Origin of the sequence: Kitasatospora brasiliensis (assembly GCF_032654805.1) — a bacterium.
In the GTDB taxonomy this organism is placed as follows: Bacteria; Actinomycetota; Actinomycetes; order Streptomycetales; family Streptomycetaceae; genus Kitasatospora; species Kitasatospora brasiliensis.
On record NZ_JAUOOW010000004.1, the window covers coordinates 608532 to 623016 of the forward strand.

Here is a 14485-nt window from a genome sequence, read left to right on the forward strand (position 1 = left end):
CCCGCGCCCCCGGCGTCTCCCGCACCGCCGGCGTCTCCCGCACCGCCCGCCTCTCCCGCACCGCCGGCGTCTCCCGCACCGCCCGCGTCTCCCGCACCCGCCCCCGCCCCTGCGCCGGCGCAACCCGCACCGGCCCCTGCGGCGCCCGCGCCCGTACCCGCGGTGCCCGTTCCGGTCCCGGCCGCCCCCGCACCGGCTGCCCCGCACGTGGCCGTGCCCAGCACGGTGGTCCCCAGTCCGGTGGCCCCCAGCCCGGGGGTCTCGCCGAGCCCGGCGCGTCCGAGCCCGCTGTGGCCGACCGCGGCGGCGCATCCGACGTTCCAAGCCCCCAGGCCGAAGCCCCAGGCGATGGCCCAGCATCACCGGGGCACCTCTCTGACCACCAAGCTGCTGGTGATCATGCTTCCCGGCGTGCTCGCGGCGGCAGCCCTGCGCCCGGGCCGCGGCGGCCGAGGACGCGGTGGCCGTTCGGACTCGTCCTGACCGTCCGCCGAGGGTCCTCCGACTCACGTTTTGTCAGAAGTCAAGCCAAAGAGGGGAGTTGCCATGTCCGAGTGGGTGGCGTTGATCGTCGCCATGGCGTCGGCCTGTGCCGTCGTGGTGGCGGTGGTGGTACTGAGGAAGCGCCGGCCGATCCCGGCGGAGAGCGCCGACGAGACCCCGGACGTCATCGAGTACATCACGATGATGATCGGGGTGGTCTACGCGATCGTCCTGGGCCTCGCCATCGCGGGCGTCTGGGACGCGCGCAGCTCCGCGCAGGACGACCTGTTCCACGAGGCGCAGTCGCTGCGCGAGGTGAGCGACCGCGCGGTGATCTACCCGGCGGAGTTCCGCGACCAGGTCCGGGCCGATGTGGACGCCTACGTCTCGTACGTGGTGAACACCGAGTGGTCCTACATGCAGAAGACCGGCGGCATCACCGGCAAGGGCGACGAGCTGTTCCAGAAGCTCCAGAACGACGTCGCCACCCGGTCGCCCGCCTCCGACCTGGAGTCCCAGGGCTACCAGCCGATCATGGACCGGATCAGCCAGGCCTCCGAGTCCCGCAACGCGCGCGGGCAGAACGCCGGGCCGACGATGCCCGGGGTGGTCTGGCTCGGCCTGATCGGCGGCGCGGTGGTGACCGTCGGCATGCTGTTCGCGCTCCAGATTCGGCGCACGCCACGGGAGTTGATCCTGGCGCTGTGCTTCAGCGTGCTGATCGCCTTCCTGCTGTTCATCATCTGGGACTTCGACAACCCGTTCTCCCGGAGCGTCTCGGTGACCACCCAGCCGTTCCAGGACCTCTTCCCCTCGCTCAACCTCGGTGACGGCTGAGCCGGCTGAGTATGCCGCGTCGGCCGGGCGGATCGCGGGCGGATCCGGGCGGATGGTCTTCGGATAATCTTGCCCGGATCGTCGGGGTCGGCCCCGACGGAAGGATCGAGGGGACCACCAGCAGTGTCCGACCCGACGCCGGATCTCGGCGCCAACGTCCCGCCGATCCGCCCCGAGCGCGCCTGGTGGTGGCTGCCCGCCTCGGAGCGGCTCCGGCGCAGGAAGCAGCGCCAGGTCTGGGAGGGCTACCGCAAGGACGAACACGCCAAGTCCCGGCGGCGCAAGCACCTGCGGAACGATGGCGCGGAGTGCTGCGCCGACGGCTGCTGCGAGTTCGCCGACCCCTGCCTGATCGCGCTGATCCCGGTGATGATGGCCTCCGGCCTGCGCTTCGCCCTCGCCGGGGTGCGCGGGCGCCGCACGGCCGACCCGTCCGCCCCCGTGCCGAGCGGCTTCGCGGCCGGGGTGCTGTACGGCGCGGTGCGCCACTACCGCACCGAGGTCAGTCCGCGCCGCCCGGCCTGCTGCCCGTACACGCCGTCCTGCTCGACGTACGCGGTGCGGGCGCTGCACCGGCACGGCGCGCTGCGCGGGGCCCGGCTGACGGTCGGGCGGTTGCTGCGCTGCCGCCCGGGGGCGGGCGGGGCGGACCCGGTGCCGCCGCGCTGAACTGAACGCGGACGGCCCGCGCGGAGGTTCCGCGCGGGCCGCCTTGATTCATGACGTCTCGTCAGCGAAGGCTGCTGTCCATCGCGTTGAGCATCGTGCTGGAGGCGTCGTCGTTCTCCAGGGAGAAGGCGAACAGCCCGCCCAGGCCCTTGCTCTTGGCGTAGGCCCCGCGCGCCTGGACGGCCTGCGGGGTGTCACCGGTCCAGAAGTTGGTGCCGTCGTAGACCCAGCTGCTCTCGGTGACCGGGTCCCAGTGGGTCTGCGCCGCGGTCGGGTTGAGCTCCTTCCAGGCGGCCAGGCCGGCCTCCTGGCTCAGCGGCTTCTTCGCCGTCGGGCCGGTCGCGCTCTGGTACAGGCCGTAGTTGGAGCCGGCCGGGACGCCGGTCCAACCGCGCCAGTAGAACGGGATGCCCAGCACGATCTTGTTGGCCGGGAAGCCGCCGGGGATGCCGTACTCGGGCAGGCCGGTGGTGTACGCGGCGAGCGTGGTGTCCACGTTGTACTTGCGGGTGCCCGGGGTGATCGGCGTGGTCGGGTCGGCCGCGCTGTCGTGCAGCGGGTCCTGGTGGTTGGTCGGGCCGGTGGCGTCCCACGCGCCGTGCATGTCGTAGGACATCACGTCGGCGTAGTCCAGGTAGGCGCCGATCTTGTCGGTCTCCAGCTGGGCGACCTTGTCCTGGCCGCTGGGCAGCGCGGCGCTCAGGATGTAGCGCTTGCCCTGGGCGGCGCCGAGGGCGTCCAGCTGGGTGCGGAACTCCTTGAGCAGCAGGGTGTAGTTCTGCTTGTCGGCCGCGGAGTAGTGGTTGCCGGTGTGGCCGCCGGCCGAGCCCGGGTACTCCCAGTCGATGTCGATGCCGTCGAACAGGCCGGCCGCCGAGGCCTGGCCGCCGGAGGCGTCACCGGCCACCCCGGTCGGCAGGTTCCCCTTGAGGAACATGTCGACGCAGGAGGAGACGAAGGTCTTCCGGGAGGCGTCGGTGGCGGCCGCGTCGGAGAAGTACTTGGAGTATGTCCAGCCGCCGAGCGAGATGGTGAAGCGCAGGTTCGGGTACTTCGCCTTCAGCTGGCGCAGCTGGTTGAAGTTGCCCTTGAGCGGCTGCTGCCAGTCGTCGGTGGTGCCGTCCACGCTGGTGCCGGAGCCGTAGTCGGCCTGGTAGTCGGCGTAGGCGTCGCCCGCGCCGTCACCGGCGTTGGGGTTGGACTCATTGGCCGAGTCGGAGGCCTTCACCGCCTGGAAGCAGGTGAACTTGGTGGGGTCGATGTTGGCGAACGCGTAGTGGATGACGTCCAGCTTGCCGGCCGCGCCGCTGGTGTCGACGTTCTTCGCGTTGTACGCGTTCTCGTAGACGCCCCACTGGTCGAAGTAGGCCGAGCGGACCGGCTGCTGCGCGGGGGCGGCGGCGGTCGTGGTGGACACCGGCGCCGACTGGGCGGAGGCGTGGCCGCCGGAGTAGCCCTGCACGCTGAAGGTGTAGTTCTGGCCCGGCAGCAGCGAGCTGACCGTGACCGAGGTGCCCATCGAGGTGGCGACCAGCTGGCCGTTGGACCACACCTTGTAGCCGACGAAGCCGTCACCGGTGGTCAGCGTGGAGGGCTGCCAGCTGAGCACCACCGCGTTGGAGGTGGCCTTGGTGACCTTGAAGCCGGCCGGGGTGGTGACCTTGCCGTCGCCGGCCGGGCCGCTCGCGGTGCCCGTCGGGGTCGGGGTGGTCGGGGTGCCGGTCGGCGTCGGGCTGTTGGTGGGGGTGGGGCTCGCGGTGGGCGTCGGGCTCGCGGTCGGGGTGGGGCTGGCCGTGGCCGTCGGGCTTGCCGTCGGGGTGGGACCGGCCGGGCCGGTCAGCGTGAGGTCGTCCGCGTAGTACGCGCCGGTGCCGTACCAGCCGTGGGTGAAGACTGTGACGGAGTTCGTGGTGGCGCCGGTGGTGAAGGTGGTGCTCAGCTGGTTCCAGCCGGTCCCGCCCGGCGTCCACGCCGAGGAGTTGACGCCGGTGCCGGTGGCGCCCAGGTAGACGTAGCTGCCCTGGACCCAGCCGGCCAGGGTGTACGTGGTGTTCGGCTGGACGGCGACGGTCTGCTGGCACTGCGCGGTGTCGGAGGCCGAGACGGCGCCGCTGAGCGCGTGGGTCCCACCGTGCACCGGGGTGGTGACGACCGAGCCGTTGGAGCAGCTCCAGCCGGCCAGGGTGCCGGTCTCGAAGTCGCCGTTGGCCAGCAGGTTGACCGGGGCGGCCGAGGCGGAGCCGAAGCTCAGGGCGATCGCGGCGCCGCTGGTGGTCAGGGTGGCGGCCAGGGCCAGCGCGGTGGCTCTTCTGCGGTGGGCGGCCCGGCGGCCGGTTCGCTCCCCGGCGGGGTGCGCGGACTGTGCGGGCAGGACGCGGTCGTGCATGCGGTGGGTCCTCCGGATGTGTGGGGGGGGGTTCCGGCGGTGCGGCGGCCCGGGTGGGCCTGGGGAGCCGGTCCGCGTGCGGTGGGGGCGCGCGGACTGGTGACGTGTGGGACGGGCGGTGCGCGGACACGACGGGTGGTCTGCCCGTGCGCGTCACGACTGAACAGATTGGACTGGACCAATATTCGCCGTCAAGGGTGTCCGCCCGCTGGACCGTTCCCGGCCGGGTCCGCGTCGGCCCGGTAGGTTGGCCGTACGAGCAGGCCCGTCGAACGGAGGAGGCGCGATGGACAGCCAGGACTGGGACGACCGCTACGCCGCGAGCGAGCTGGTGTGGGGCGTCGAGCCCAACCGGTGGGTGGTCCGGGAAATGGCCGGCCACACCCCCGGACACGCCCTCGACCTGGCCGCCGGGGAGGGCCGCAACGCCATCTGGCTGGCCGCCCAGGGCTGGGAGGTCACCGGCCTGGACTTCTCCGCCGTCGCCCTGGAACGCGCCGAACGGCTCACCGCCGAACTGCCCGACGAGGTCGCTGACCGGCTCACCTGGCGCCACGGCGACGCCCGCACCGTCGAGGCCCCCGCCGCCGGGTACGACCTCGTCCTGGTCGCCTACCTCCAGCTGCCCGCCGCGGACCGCCGGGACGCGCTGCGCCGCGCCGCCGACGCGCTCGCCCCCGGTGGCACCCTGCTGGTCATCGGGCACGACCTGAGCAACCTCACCGAGGGCGTCGGCGGCCCGCAGGACCCGGCCGTGCTCTTCACCCCGGAGGACGTGCTGGCCGACCTCGCCGACCACAAGCTGCGCACCGTCCGCGCCGAGCGGGTGCACCGTACGGTCGGCGGCGAGTCCGGGCACCGGGCCGGCGAGGCCGGCGGCGCGGCGACGGGCGCCCGGGTCGCGGTGGACGCCCTGGTGCGGCTGGAGCGCGGCGCCGGGTGACAGCCCCGGCCGGTCGGCGGGGCGCGATCCGCCTGGCGGCGGACGAGGGGTGACGCAACGTCAACTAGCTTGTGGGCATGAGGAATCGCTTGCCAAGGTCGGTCGCGGCCGCCGCCGTCCTGCTGCTGGCCGGATGCGGCGGCCCGGACTCCGGCTCCGCCGGCGAGGAGCGGCCGGGGCCCGGGCCGGCGAGCGCCGTCGCCTCCGCCGGCGAGCGCCGCGCCGACGGTGCCCGGCTGCTCTACCGCGCCGAGGGCGGCCGCAGCGCCCAGAACCCGGCCTTCGCCCCGGACGGCCGCTCGGTGCTGCTGACCGAGTTCGGCGAGGGCTACAACAGGGGCGCCGCCGCCCTCAGCGTCCTGCCGCTGGACGGCGGCGCGCCGCACAAGGTGCTGGAGGACCCGGACAGGGCGGCCGTCAACCTTCCCGGCAGCAGCTGGAACGCCGCCGCCGATGCCTTCGCCTTCGCCACCGACCGGGAGTCCGACCACGACGAGGTCTGGCTGATGAAGCCGGGCGGCGCCCCCGAGCGGGTGACCAGGCACGCCGACGGCAGCGGCTACAGCGAACCGAGCTTCTCCCCGGACGGCGAGTGGATCGTCTTCCAGCGGAGCCGGGGGGCGGAACGGGCCGCCGGGCAGGGCGACGCGGCCGAGCGGGACTCGCTCTGGAAGGTCCGCCGAAGCGGCGGCGCACCCGTCCTACTGGTGGACGGCCCGGCCACCGGCACGGACAACCGGCAGCCCAACTGGTCCCCGAGGGGCGACCGGATCGTCTTCCAACGGCGCGGCGCGGGCCGCGAGGACTGGTCACTGTGGACGGTCGGCGCGGACGGCGGCGGGCTGCGGCAGGTCACCGACGCGCCGGGGGAGCACACCGACCCGAGCTGGTCCCCGGACGGCCGCTTCCTGGTCTTCTCCTCCAACCTGGGCGGCCTGCCGAACGCCCAGCTCTTCGCGGTGGCGGCGGACGGCGGCACCCCTGTCCGGGTCACCCGCGAGGACGCCGCCTACGACGGCGCGCCGAGCTGGTCCCCGGACGGGAAGTGGATCGCCTTCGAGTCCGCCCCGGGCGGCGAGGCCGACCCCGCCGCCCTCTGGCGCATCCCTGCGCCGGACACGCCCTAACCGACGGTGATCGTCACCACCGAGTACTGCGCCACGGTCAGCGGCACGCTGACCGTGGCACCGGTGACGGTGTACGGGGCGGCCTTGGGCGCCGGGTCGGTACCGTCGGGGCTCGCGACGGTGACGGCGGTGACGCTCGCCCCGGCCGGGAGCGCGTAGGAGAGCGTGCAGTTGGCGGGGCTGCTGTGGAACGCCGCGGGGGTGTCCCCGAAGTTGGTGAAGTTCACCAGGTGGACGACGGTGTCGGTGCCGAGCCGCCGGGCGTCCAGGAAGATCCGCCGGTCCCCGGCCAGGGTGACGGCCGGCGGGGCGGACTGCCGTACGGCGGTGAGCAGTTGGTCTGCCGAGGCCTGGTCGGTCTTGGTCAGGTAGCTCAGTCCGGGCAGCGCCTTGACGTACCAACAGCTGCCGCTGCCGTAGGAGTTCTGCTTGGTGGCGGGCAGCGGGTCGGCCTTGCGCAGGCCGAGCACGTCGGAGAGGGCGAACTCGCTGCGCTGGCCGCCGAGTTCGTCCAGGGCGGTGGGTGCAGGGCCGGTGATCACGATGGTTCCGCCGGCCGAGACGAAGCCGCGCAGCAGCGCCGCCTCGGTGTCCGAGACCGCCTGGAGGTTGGGCAGCAGCAGGACCTTGAAGCGGGCGAGGTCCTCGGCGGTCAGCCCGGGGCTGGGCACCGTGTCGAACGGGACGTGGGCGTAGACCAGCGCCTTCACGGCGCCCCGGAACTCGCCCAGCCAGGACAGCGAGGCGCAGCTCATCTGCGGGTCGTCGCCGCCCCACCAGTCGGCGATCCCGGCCGGGGCCGTGGCGTTGACGTACATCCCGTTGCCCTCGCCCGGGGCCACGTAGTCCCTGGACGGCGCCGAGTGGTAGACGCCGACCTGGGCGATCGAGACCGGGTCGTAGAGCTTGGCCTGGTTGATCCGTACGAAGCGGTACATCCGGGTGCGCATCGCGGCGTCCGCGGTGTCGTTCTTGAACGGGGTCTTCACCTCGTACGGGTTGCAGCCGGCCGCGATCAGCTGGGACATCACCAGCGAGGCGTCGTCGGCCTGCCAGCCGTAGGAGAACGCCCAGGCGGGCTTGGTGCCGCTGGCGGCGCGGGCGTACTTGTACATGGAGACCAGGCAGACCCAGTCGGAGGCGGTGGCGTGCCGCATGCCGTCGTAGTTGCCGAGGATGTCCACCTCCCACACCTGGCTGACGGCGCCGGGGGCCTGGCGCAGGTAGCCGCCGTCCAGGCCGATCGAGGTGGCGTAGCGGTAGTCCATCGAGACGGTCTCGACGAAGGTGACCAGGTCGGGGTTGACCGAGCGGCCCGCCTCGGCGATGTCCAGCTGGAACCGGAGCAGATTGCGGTGGCGCCACTCGACGTAGCGGCGGAAGACCGGGTCGGCGAAGTTCGCGGCCTTGGGCAGGTCCAGGCCGGTGTCGGCCTTGAACGCGGCCGCGCCCCAGGTGGAGGCGTCGCACCAGGAGAGCACGCCGTCGAAGTAGATCGGGACGTCCGGCCAGATGCCGTCCACACCGGTCGCGGCGACGCCCTTGATCCGGTTGAGGTAGTAGTCCCGCCAGGGCGAGTTGGGGCTGAGCCAGACGCTCTCGTCGCCCGGGTCGACCCAGACCACCACGCTGCCGTAGAAGACGTTGGGCTTGCCGGTGAGGTCGCGCTGCACCCAGTTCTTGCCCTGGTCGTTCTTGTAGAAGGAGCGGCCCTTCTCGCCGCCGGGGGAGATCAGCTCCAGCGACGGGTAGTACATGACGACCTTGAGGCCGGTCGCGTGGGCCAGGCCGGTGAACTGCTTGACCTCGGCCATGTGGGCGGCGAACTGGGCGTCGGTGAGCCAGTCGGAGAGCAGCGTGTCCAGCTCGATGACGCTCACCTCCTGCGCCTTGAGGGCGTCGATGTAGCTCTGCATGTCGGCGGGCTCGTTGAAGGTGCCGTCGGCGATGCGGGCGTAGCGGGCCCAGTCCGGCCAGGTCTGCGCGGCGGTCGTGGTGGTGGCGGTGCGCGGGGCGACGTTGTGCGAGGACGGCCAGAGGCCGTCGTACTGCGCGGTGCCGTGGTCGGTGCCGGGCGCCGCGTCGGCCCAGGCCGTGCCGCCGGGCAGCAGCCGCACGGTGGCCAGCGCGCCGCCCGCGCCGAGGCCGGCCCGGAGCAGGCGGCGGCGGCCGGGACGGGATCCGCCCGGCCGCTCCGGCGTTGCGTGCTGTTCGGTTCCTTCGTGCTGTTCGGGCATGGTGGTCCCCCCAGCGTGAGCGGCCGGCGCGGGTCGGCGCGGCCTCGGAGCCTCAGGGCTTCGGAGCCTCGTGGCTCCGGCCGACCCTAGACGCTCCGCCGCCCCGGCCGTCCGGTCCCGGTCCGCGGCTACGCCAGACGTCGGACCGCCGGTTCCGTCAGGGTGCGGAGCGTCGTCGGGGTGCGGTCCGGGGGAGTACGGGGTAGGGGTGTTCGCAGGACACCGTTGATGATCATAAATTCTCTACAGTGCTGTAGATTCGCGGCACGGGCGGTGGCAGAACGAGGAGGACGCGATGAGCGTTTCGCTGGCCAAGGGGCAGAAGATCAGCCTGGAGAAGCCGGGCGGCGGGCAGCTGAGCCTGGTCCGGATGGGCCTCGGCTGGAAGGCGGCCGAGCGCAAGGGCTTCCTCGCCAAGCTGCTGGCCGCCGGCCGGGAGATCGACCTGGACGCCTCGGCGGTGCTGTTCGCCCAGGGACGGCCGGTGGACGTGGTGTTCTTCCAGCACCTCAACAGCAATGACGGCTCGGTGCGGCACAGCGGGGACAACCTGGTCGGCGGCGCGGGCGACGCGACCGACGACGAATCGATCACGGTCGACCTGACCACCGTCGCCGCCGAGGTCGACCAGATCCTCTTCACCGTCAACTCCTTCACCGGGCAGACCTTCCAGGAGGTCGAGGCCGCGTTCTGCCGGCTCGTGGACGAGACCACCGGCACCGAGCTGGCCCGCTACACGCTCACCGGCGGCGGCCCGTACACCGCGCAGATCATGGCCAAGGTGCAGCGCACGGCCACGGGTTGGCAGATGACGGCGATCGGGCAGCCGGCCAGCGGGCGGACCTTCCAGGACCTGATGCCGGAGCTGGTCAGGCACCTCTGAGCCCAGGGCCCAGCGGGCACCGGTGCCGGGCGTCAGTCGACGTCGCGGCGCCGGAACCCGGCCAGCGCCAGGGCGATCAGGGCCGCCGCCACCAGGGTGAGCAGGGCGAGCGGGGTCCAGTCCATCGGGGCCGCCGGGAGCCGGGGCACCTGCCCGTACGGGGAGAGCCGCTCCAGGCCCTTCGGGAGGTCGAGCAGCGGGCCCAGGTAGCCGATCACGAAGGCGTACCCGGGCATCAGCCAGGCCAGCGGCGTCGCCCGGGGCAGCCAGCCGTACACGGCCGCGGCGAAACCCACCGTCACCCACTGGGCGGGCGCGAAGGCCAGGGCCGCGCCGGTCAGCCGTAGGAACGCGCCCCCGTCGCCGCTGGACAGCGCCCCGGCCAGGCCGAAGCCCACGCCCGCCGCGAGCAGCACGGCGGTGGAGCCCAGCAGGGCCGCCGCCAGGTGCCCGCCCAGCCAGGCGGACCGCGACACGCCGGTGGCCAGCACCGGCACCGCCCGTCCGGCGCTCTCCTCGGCACGCGGGCGCAGGGTGGCCAGTACCGCGTGGACGCCGCCGACCACCGCCACCACCAGCATGGTCAGCGCGGCGTAGGAGTCGGCCAGGGTGTGCCCGCCGAGCCGCTCCAGCGCCTCCCGGATCCGGTCGACGTCGCCCAGCATCGAGTCGGCCTCGCCGAGCAGCGAGCCGTACATCGCGCCCACCACCAGCAGCGCGGCCGCGAAGCCGCCGAGCAGGCCGCGGTGCAGACGCAGCGCCAGGCCGAGCGGGGTGCCCAGGGCCGGGCTGCCGGTGGCCGGGCCGGGGCGGGCGGCGCGCAGTCCGGAGCCGTGGTCGCGGCGGCTGCTCAGCGCGAACCCGGCGGCGCCGGTGGCGGCGGTCAGGGCGAGGGCGGGCAGCAGCGGCCACCAGCGGTCGTCCACGAAGGGGTAGCCGCGTTGCAGCCAGCCGATCGGGGAGGCCCAGGAGAGCGTGCCCGACCCGGCGTCCCCGGCGGCGCGCAGCGCGTAGGCGGCGCCCAGCGCGGTGAGGGCCAGCCCGGAGGCGGTCCGGGCGTGGGCGCTGAGCTGCACGGTGACGGCGGCCACCGCGGCGAACAGCAGCCCGGCGAGGGCGGTCGCCGCGCCGAACAGGGCCGCGCCGGCCGCGCCGAGGCCGGGGATGCCCAGCGCGGGCAGGCCGGCCGCGAGCAGCAGGCCGAGGGCGAGGTCGGCGACCGCGGCGGTGGCCAGGGCGGCGGCGAGCGGGGCGTGCCGGCCCACGGCGGCGGAGCGGAGCAGCTCGGCGCGGCCGCTCTCCTCCTCGGCCCGGGTGTGCCGGGTGACGGTCAGGATGCTCAGCAGCCCGGCCAGGACGGCCAGCAGGCCGAGCATCCGGTGGCCGAGCATGGCGCCCCAGGTGTAGTCGGCCAGGTAGTGGGCTGGGCCGCTCATGGCGAGCAGCGCCGGGCTGCCGGAGCCGTGGGCGATGGCGGCGCGGTCGGCGGCCGTCGGGTAGACGGTGTGGACGCTGTTGGCGGCGGCCAGGGTGGCCAGTCCGAGGCCGAGCACCCAGGCGCTCAGCCGAAGCCGGTCGCGGCGCAGGGCGAAGCGCAGCAGCGCGGCGGTGCCGGCCAGGGTGCGGCCGGCCGGGGTGCTGTCGCTCCGCGGGCGGCGGGGCGCGCCGGTGCGGTCGGGGGCCGGTTCGGCGGCGGTGGCGGTCATCGGGCGGCCTCGCCTTCGGCGTGGTGCCCGTTGGAGGCCAGCTCGTCGCCGTAGTGGCGCAGCATCAGCTCCTCCAGCGTGGGCGGGTGGCTGACCAGGCTGCGCAGCCCGGCCGCGCTCAAGGCCCGTACGGCGGCGTCCAGTTGAGTGCCGTCCACGGTGAAGTGGACCTGGTTGCCCTCGGTGTGCAGGCCGTGCACGCCGGGCATCGCGTCGAGGCCGGTGACCGGGCGCAGGGTCTCGGCCCGGACGGTGGTGCGGGTGAGGTGGCGCAGCTCGTCGAGACTGCCGCTCTGCACCACCCGGCCGCGCCGGATGATGCTGACCCGGTCGCCCAGCTTCTCCACCTCGTCCAGGATGTGGCTGGAGAGCAGGACGGTGCGGCCCTCGTGTTTGGCCTGCCGCACGACGTCCTGGAAGACCACCTCCATCAGCGGATCGAGGCCGGAGGTCGGCTCGTCGAGCAGCAGCAGTTCGGCGTCGGAGGCGAGCGCGGCGACGATGGCGACCTTCTGCCGGTTGCCCTTGGAGTAGCTGCGGCCCTTCTTGGTCGGGTCGAGGTCGAAGCGCTCGACCAGCTCGTCACGGCGGCGCCGGTCGAGCCGGCCGCGTAGCCGGGAGAGCAGGTCGATGGCCTCGCCGCCGGTGAGGTTGGGCCAGAGCTCGACGTCGCCGGGCACGTAGGCGAGGCGGCGGTGCAGTTCGACGGCGTCGCGCCACGGGTCCTTGCCGAGCATCCGGGCGCTGCCGCCGTCGGCGCGCAGCAGGCCGAGCAGGACCCGGATCGTGGTGGACTTCCCGGATCCGTTGGGCCCCAGGAAGCCGTGGACCTCGCCGGTCTCGACGGTCAGGTCGAGGCCGTCCAGTGCGGTGGTCCGGCCGAAGGCCTTGCGCAGGCCGGACAGGGTGATGGCCTTGGTCATACTTCTGAAGCTACCGTAGTTTCAGAAAAACGTGAATATTGGGAAGGCGTTAAAGTTCGAGCCAGGGGGCGAGTGCTCACCGGAGAGGAGTGCGGGGTGGTGCGGGACACGAAGGGGCCGGGAAACCCTGTGGAGGGGCAGAGTGGCACGGCGGTGTCGGACTTCGTCGAGCGCTTCGCCGCGGAGCTGACGGTCGCGGGCATGGCCCGGATGCCGTCCCGGATCTTCGCCTGCCTGATCACGGACGACAGCGGGGTGCTCACCTCCGCCGAGCTCTCCGAGCGCCTGCGGATCAGCCCGGCCGCCGTCTCCGGTGCGATGCGCTACCTGATCCAGGTCGGCCTGGTCGCCAAGGAGCGCGAGCCCGGCTCCCGGCGGGACCGCTACCGGGTGGTCAACGACGTCTGGTTCGAGTCGCTGGCCCGGCGCGACGAGATCATGCTGCGCTGGGTGCGGGTGCTGCGGGACGGCGAGGCGACCCTCGGCGCCGGCACGGTGGCGGGGGAGCGGCTCGCGGAGAGCGCCGAGTTCTTCGAGTTCATGGCCGAGGAGCTGAACGGCATGCTGGGCCGCTGGCGCGAGCACCGGGCGGCCCAGGCACGGTAGCGCGGACAGGTTGCGGCGGCCTCGGCCGTGGAAAGGGCGACGCCGCCGGGGGGCGGGCGGCGTACTTCCGGAGCGAGGGGCTTCCGGGTGGTCGAGTGATCAGGGGCGCGGTTCCCGGTGCGGAACCGCGCCCCTGGGGGTCACTTCGTCGGAGCGGCCGACGGCGAGAGCGCGGCGCTGGGGGTGGGGCTGGGAGCGCCGCTCGGGGTGCCCGTCGCGGTGGGCGTCGGCGTCGGGGTCGGGCAGCCCGGGGCGGGCGTCGCCGTCGGGGTGCCGGTGGGCGTGGCGGTCGGGGACGGGGAGCCCGTCGGCGTCGGCGTCCCGGTGGGCGTGGCCGTGGCCGTCGGGTCCGGGCAGCCGGTGGGCGTGCCGGTCGGGGTGCCCGTGGGCGTGCCGCTCGGCGCCGCCGTCGGGGAGGCGCTGCCGCTCGGGGTGGTGGTCGGCGTCGCGGACGGCGAGGTCGAACCGCCGGGCGTGGGCGTGGTGGTGCCGCCCGGGGTGGTGGTCGGCTGGGGGCTCGGCGACTGGCCCGGGGTCGGCGTGACCGGAACGGTCGGCTGCGGCTCCGTGGCGGGCGTGCCGCCGGGGCCCGGGTCGGACCCGCCGGTCGGAACGTTCGGCGTGGGCAGCGGTGCGGGCGGCACCGGGGACCCGGGGCTGTTCGGGACGGTGGTCACCGTGCCGCTGCCGAAGTGCGCCATCCAGTTGCGCACCGTCCGCAGGTACTCGCCGGAGTTGTTGTAGCTGAGGATCGCCCGGTCGAGCTGCGCCGGATCGGAGAGGTCGCGGCCGCCCGCGCACAGGTAGCGGCCGGCCGACTCGGCGGCGTCGAAGATGTTGTTCGGATCGGCCTTGCCGTCGCCGTTGGCGTCCACGCCCCAGGAGGCCCAGGTGGACGGGATGAACTGCATCGGCCCGACGGCGCGGTCCCAGCGGGCGTCGCCGTCGTAGCGGCCGCCGTCGGAGTCGGGGATCGCGGCGAAGCCGTTGCCGTCCAGCGCCGGGCCGAGGATCGGCGTCAGGGTGGTGCCGTTGGCGTCCACCTGGCCGCCGTTGGCCTGGCCGGACTCGACCTGGCCGATCGCGGCCAGCAGCTGCCAGGGCAGGTGGCAGCCCGGCGAGCGCTGCGCCAGTGAGGCCTCGGCCTGGCGGTAGGCGGCGAACACGGTGGCGGGCAGCGCCGGCCCGGTGGCCGCGAACGGGCCGGCCATGGGCAGGCCGGGCAGCGCGCCGGGCGGCTGCGGGAGCTGGGCGGTGCCGCCGCCGTCGGCGGGCGTGCCGGTGCCGAAGGCGCCCGGGTCGCCGGACGAGGAGCCGGGCAGGAAGCGGCCCGCGCCCTGGTCGGCGGCGCCGCTGCCCGGGCCGGCGTCGGCGGCCGCGACCGGGGCCAGCCCGATGCCCGTCACCTGAGAGCCGGTCAGTGCGGCCAGTGCGGCGAAGGCCGCCGCCGTGCCGGTGACCCGTTTGCCGATCCGGAGCTTGCGCCCGCCCTCCGCTTTGCCGATTCGCACCGTCATCCGCTACCCCTCCACGTCGCCGTCCGGTCCCTCCCGAACGGTTGAGCTGTCGTCATCGTGCCCGCCCCTGTGGAGGGCGGGTCCCGCCGCCGGGACGATTAGTATCACGGCGATCTGACAGGGACAGGATGGCCGGGAGGCGGAGCCCAGCCCTCCGAGGGGTTAACG

General features: G+C 74.0%; 11 protein-coding genes. 6 read left to right on the top strand and 5 right to left on the bottom strand.

The annotated features are described in order from the left end of the window. The first annotated feature begins 546 nt into the window (after nucleotides 1–546). Together QWJ13_RS18915 and yidD are read left to right on the top strand one after the other, a co-directional pair. Nucleotides 547–1320: a bestrophin-like domain gene (locus QWJ13_RS18915; protein ID WP_316525820.1), complete on the top strand. Its 774-nt coding sequence runs from the start codon at nucleotides 547–549 to the stop codon at nucleotides 1318–1320. Between the two features lie 123 nt (nucleotides 1321–1443). Then, nucleotides 1444–1989 (top strand): membrane protein insertion efficiency factor YidD, encoded by a 546-nt coding sequence (gene yidD, locus QWJ13_RS18920; protein ID WP_316525821.1) that lies wholly within the window; start codon nucleotides 1444–1446, stop codon nucleotides 1987–1989. Between the two features lie 61 nt (nucleotides 1990–2050). On the opposite strand, the gene QWJ13_RS18925 is transcribed toward yidD, so the two are convergent. After that, nucleotides 2051–4375 carry a glycosyl hydrolase family 18 protein gene (locus tag QWJ13_RS18925; protein WP_316525822.1) on the bottom strand — a complete coding sequence of 775 codons (2325 nt, stop codon included), beginning with the start codon at nucleotides 4373–4375 and terminating at the stop codon, nucleotides 2051–2053. 286 nt (nucleotides 4376–4661) lie between these two features. Here QWJ13_RS18925 and QWJ13_RS18930 point away from each other — a divergent pair, with 286 nt between their 5' ends. Together QWJ13_RS18930 and QWJ13_RS18935 are read left to right on the top strand one after the other, a co-directional pair. Next, nucleotides 4662–5318, top strand: a complete 657-nt coding sequence (locus QWJ13_RS18930; RefSeq protein ID WP_316525823.1) for a class I SAM-dependent methyltransferase — start codon at nucleotides 4662–4664, stop codon at nucleotides 5316–5318. 77 nt (nucleotides 5319–5395) lie between these two features. Continuing rightward, nucleotides 5396–6445, top strand: a complete 1050-nt coding sequence (locus tag QWJ13_RS18935) for a TolB family protein (RefSeq protein ID WP_316525824.1) — start codon at nucleotides 5396–5398, stop codon at nucleotides 6443–6445. Here the strand turns inward: QWJ13_RS18935 and QWJ13_RS18940 are convergent. Continuing rightward, nucleotides 6442–8682 (bottom strand): type 1 glutamine amidotransferase family protein, encoded by a 2241-nt coding sequence (locus QWJ13_RS18940; RefSeq protein ID WP_316525825.1) that lies wholly within the window; start codon nucleotides 8680–8682, stop codon nucleotides 6442–6444. The genes QWJ13_RS18935 and QWJ13_RS18940 overlap by 4 nt on opposite strands. A 295-nt stretch (nucleotides 8683–8977) precedes the next feature. Between QWJ13_RS18940 and QWJ13_RS18945 the strand changes: the two genes are divergently transcribed. After that, nucleotides 8978–9565, top strand: coding sequence for a TerD family protein (locus QWJ13_RS18945; protein ID WP_316525826.1), 588 nt, complete (start codon nucleotides 8978–8980; stop codon nucleotides 9563–9565). A gap of 32 nt (nucleotides 9566–9597) precedes the next feature. Here QWJ13_RS18945 and QWJ13_RS18950 read toward each other — a convergent pair whose 3' ends face one another. Further along, nucleotides 9598–11271, bottom strand: a complete 1674-nt coding sequence (locus QWJ13_RS18950; RefSeq protein ID WP_316525827.1) for an ABC transporter permease — start codon at nucleotides 11269–11271, stop codon at nucleotides 9598–9600. After that, entirely contained in the window at nucleotides 11268–12194 is a 927-nt protein-coding gene (locus QWJ13_RS18955) for an ABC transporter ATP-binding protein (RefSeq protein WP_316525829.1), read from the bottom strand. The genes QWJ13_RS18950 and QWJ13_RS18955 overlap by 4 nt, the downstream gene beginning before the upstream one ends. A 129-nt stretch (nucleotides 12195–12323) precedes the next feature. On the opposite strand from QWJ13_RS18955, the gene QWJ13_RS18960 reads away from it, so the two are divergent. Beyond that, on the top strand, nucleotides 12324–12800 hold the full coding sequence (locus tag QWJ13_RS18960) for a GbsR/MarR family transcriptional regulator (protein WP_316525830.1): 477 nt from the start codon (nucleotides 12324–12326) through the stop codon (nucleotides 12798–12800). A gap of 140 nt (nucleotides 12801–12940) precedes the next feature. On the opposite strand, the gene QWJ13_RS18965 is transcribed toward QWJ13_RS18960, so the two are convergent. Next, on the bottom strand, nucleotides 12941–14317 hold the full coding sequence (locus tag QWJ13_RS18965) for a lytic transglycosylase domain-containing protein (RefSeq protein ID WP_316525832.1): 1377 nt from the start codon (nucleotides 14315–14317) through the stop codon (nucleotides 12941–12943). Between the last annotated feature and the right edge of the window lie 168 nt (nucleotides 14318–14485).

Bases quoted from the DNA above. Each gene is read 5' to 3' on its own strand.
- QWJ13_RS18915 (WP_316525820.1), top strand. From the start codon at position 547: ATGTCCGAGTGGGTGGCGTTGATCGTCGCCATGGCGTCGGCCTGTGCC.
- QWJ13_RS18925 (WP_316525822.1), bottom strand. From the start codon at position 4,375: ATGCACGACCGCGTCCTGCCCGCACAGTCCGCGCACCCCGCCGGGGAG.
- QWJ13_RS18930 (WP_316525823.1), top strand. From the start codon at position 4,662: ATGGACAGCCAGGACTGGGACGACCGCTACGCCGCGAGCGAGCTGGTG.
- QWJ13_RS18935 (WP_316525824.1), top strand. From the start codon at position 5,396: ATGAGGAATCGCTTGCCAAGGTCGGTCGCGGCCGCCGCCGTCCTGCTG.
- QWJ13_RS18940 (WP_316525825.1), bottom strand. From the start codon at position 8,682: ATGCCCGAACAGCACGAAGGAACCGAACAGCACGCAACGCCGGAGCGG.
- QWJ13_RS18945 (WP_316525826.1), top strand. From the start codon at position 8,978: ATGAGCGTTTCGCTGGCCAAGGGGCAGAAGATCAGCCTGGAGAAGCCG.
- QWJ13_RS18950 (WP_316525827.1), bottom strand. From the start codon at position 11,271: ATGACCGCCACCGCCGCCGAACCGGCCCCCGACCGCACCGGCGCGCCC.
- QWJ13_RS18955 (WP_316525829.1), bottom strand. From the start codon at position 12,194: ATGACCAAGGCCATCACCCTGTCCGGCCTGCGCAAGGCCTTCGGCCGG.
- QWJ13_RS18965 (WP_316525832.1), bottom strand. From the start codon at position 14,317: ATGACGGTGCGAATCGGCAAAGCGGAGGGCGGGCGCAAGCTCCGGATC.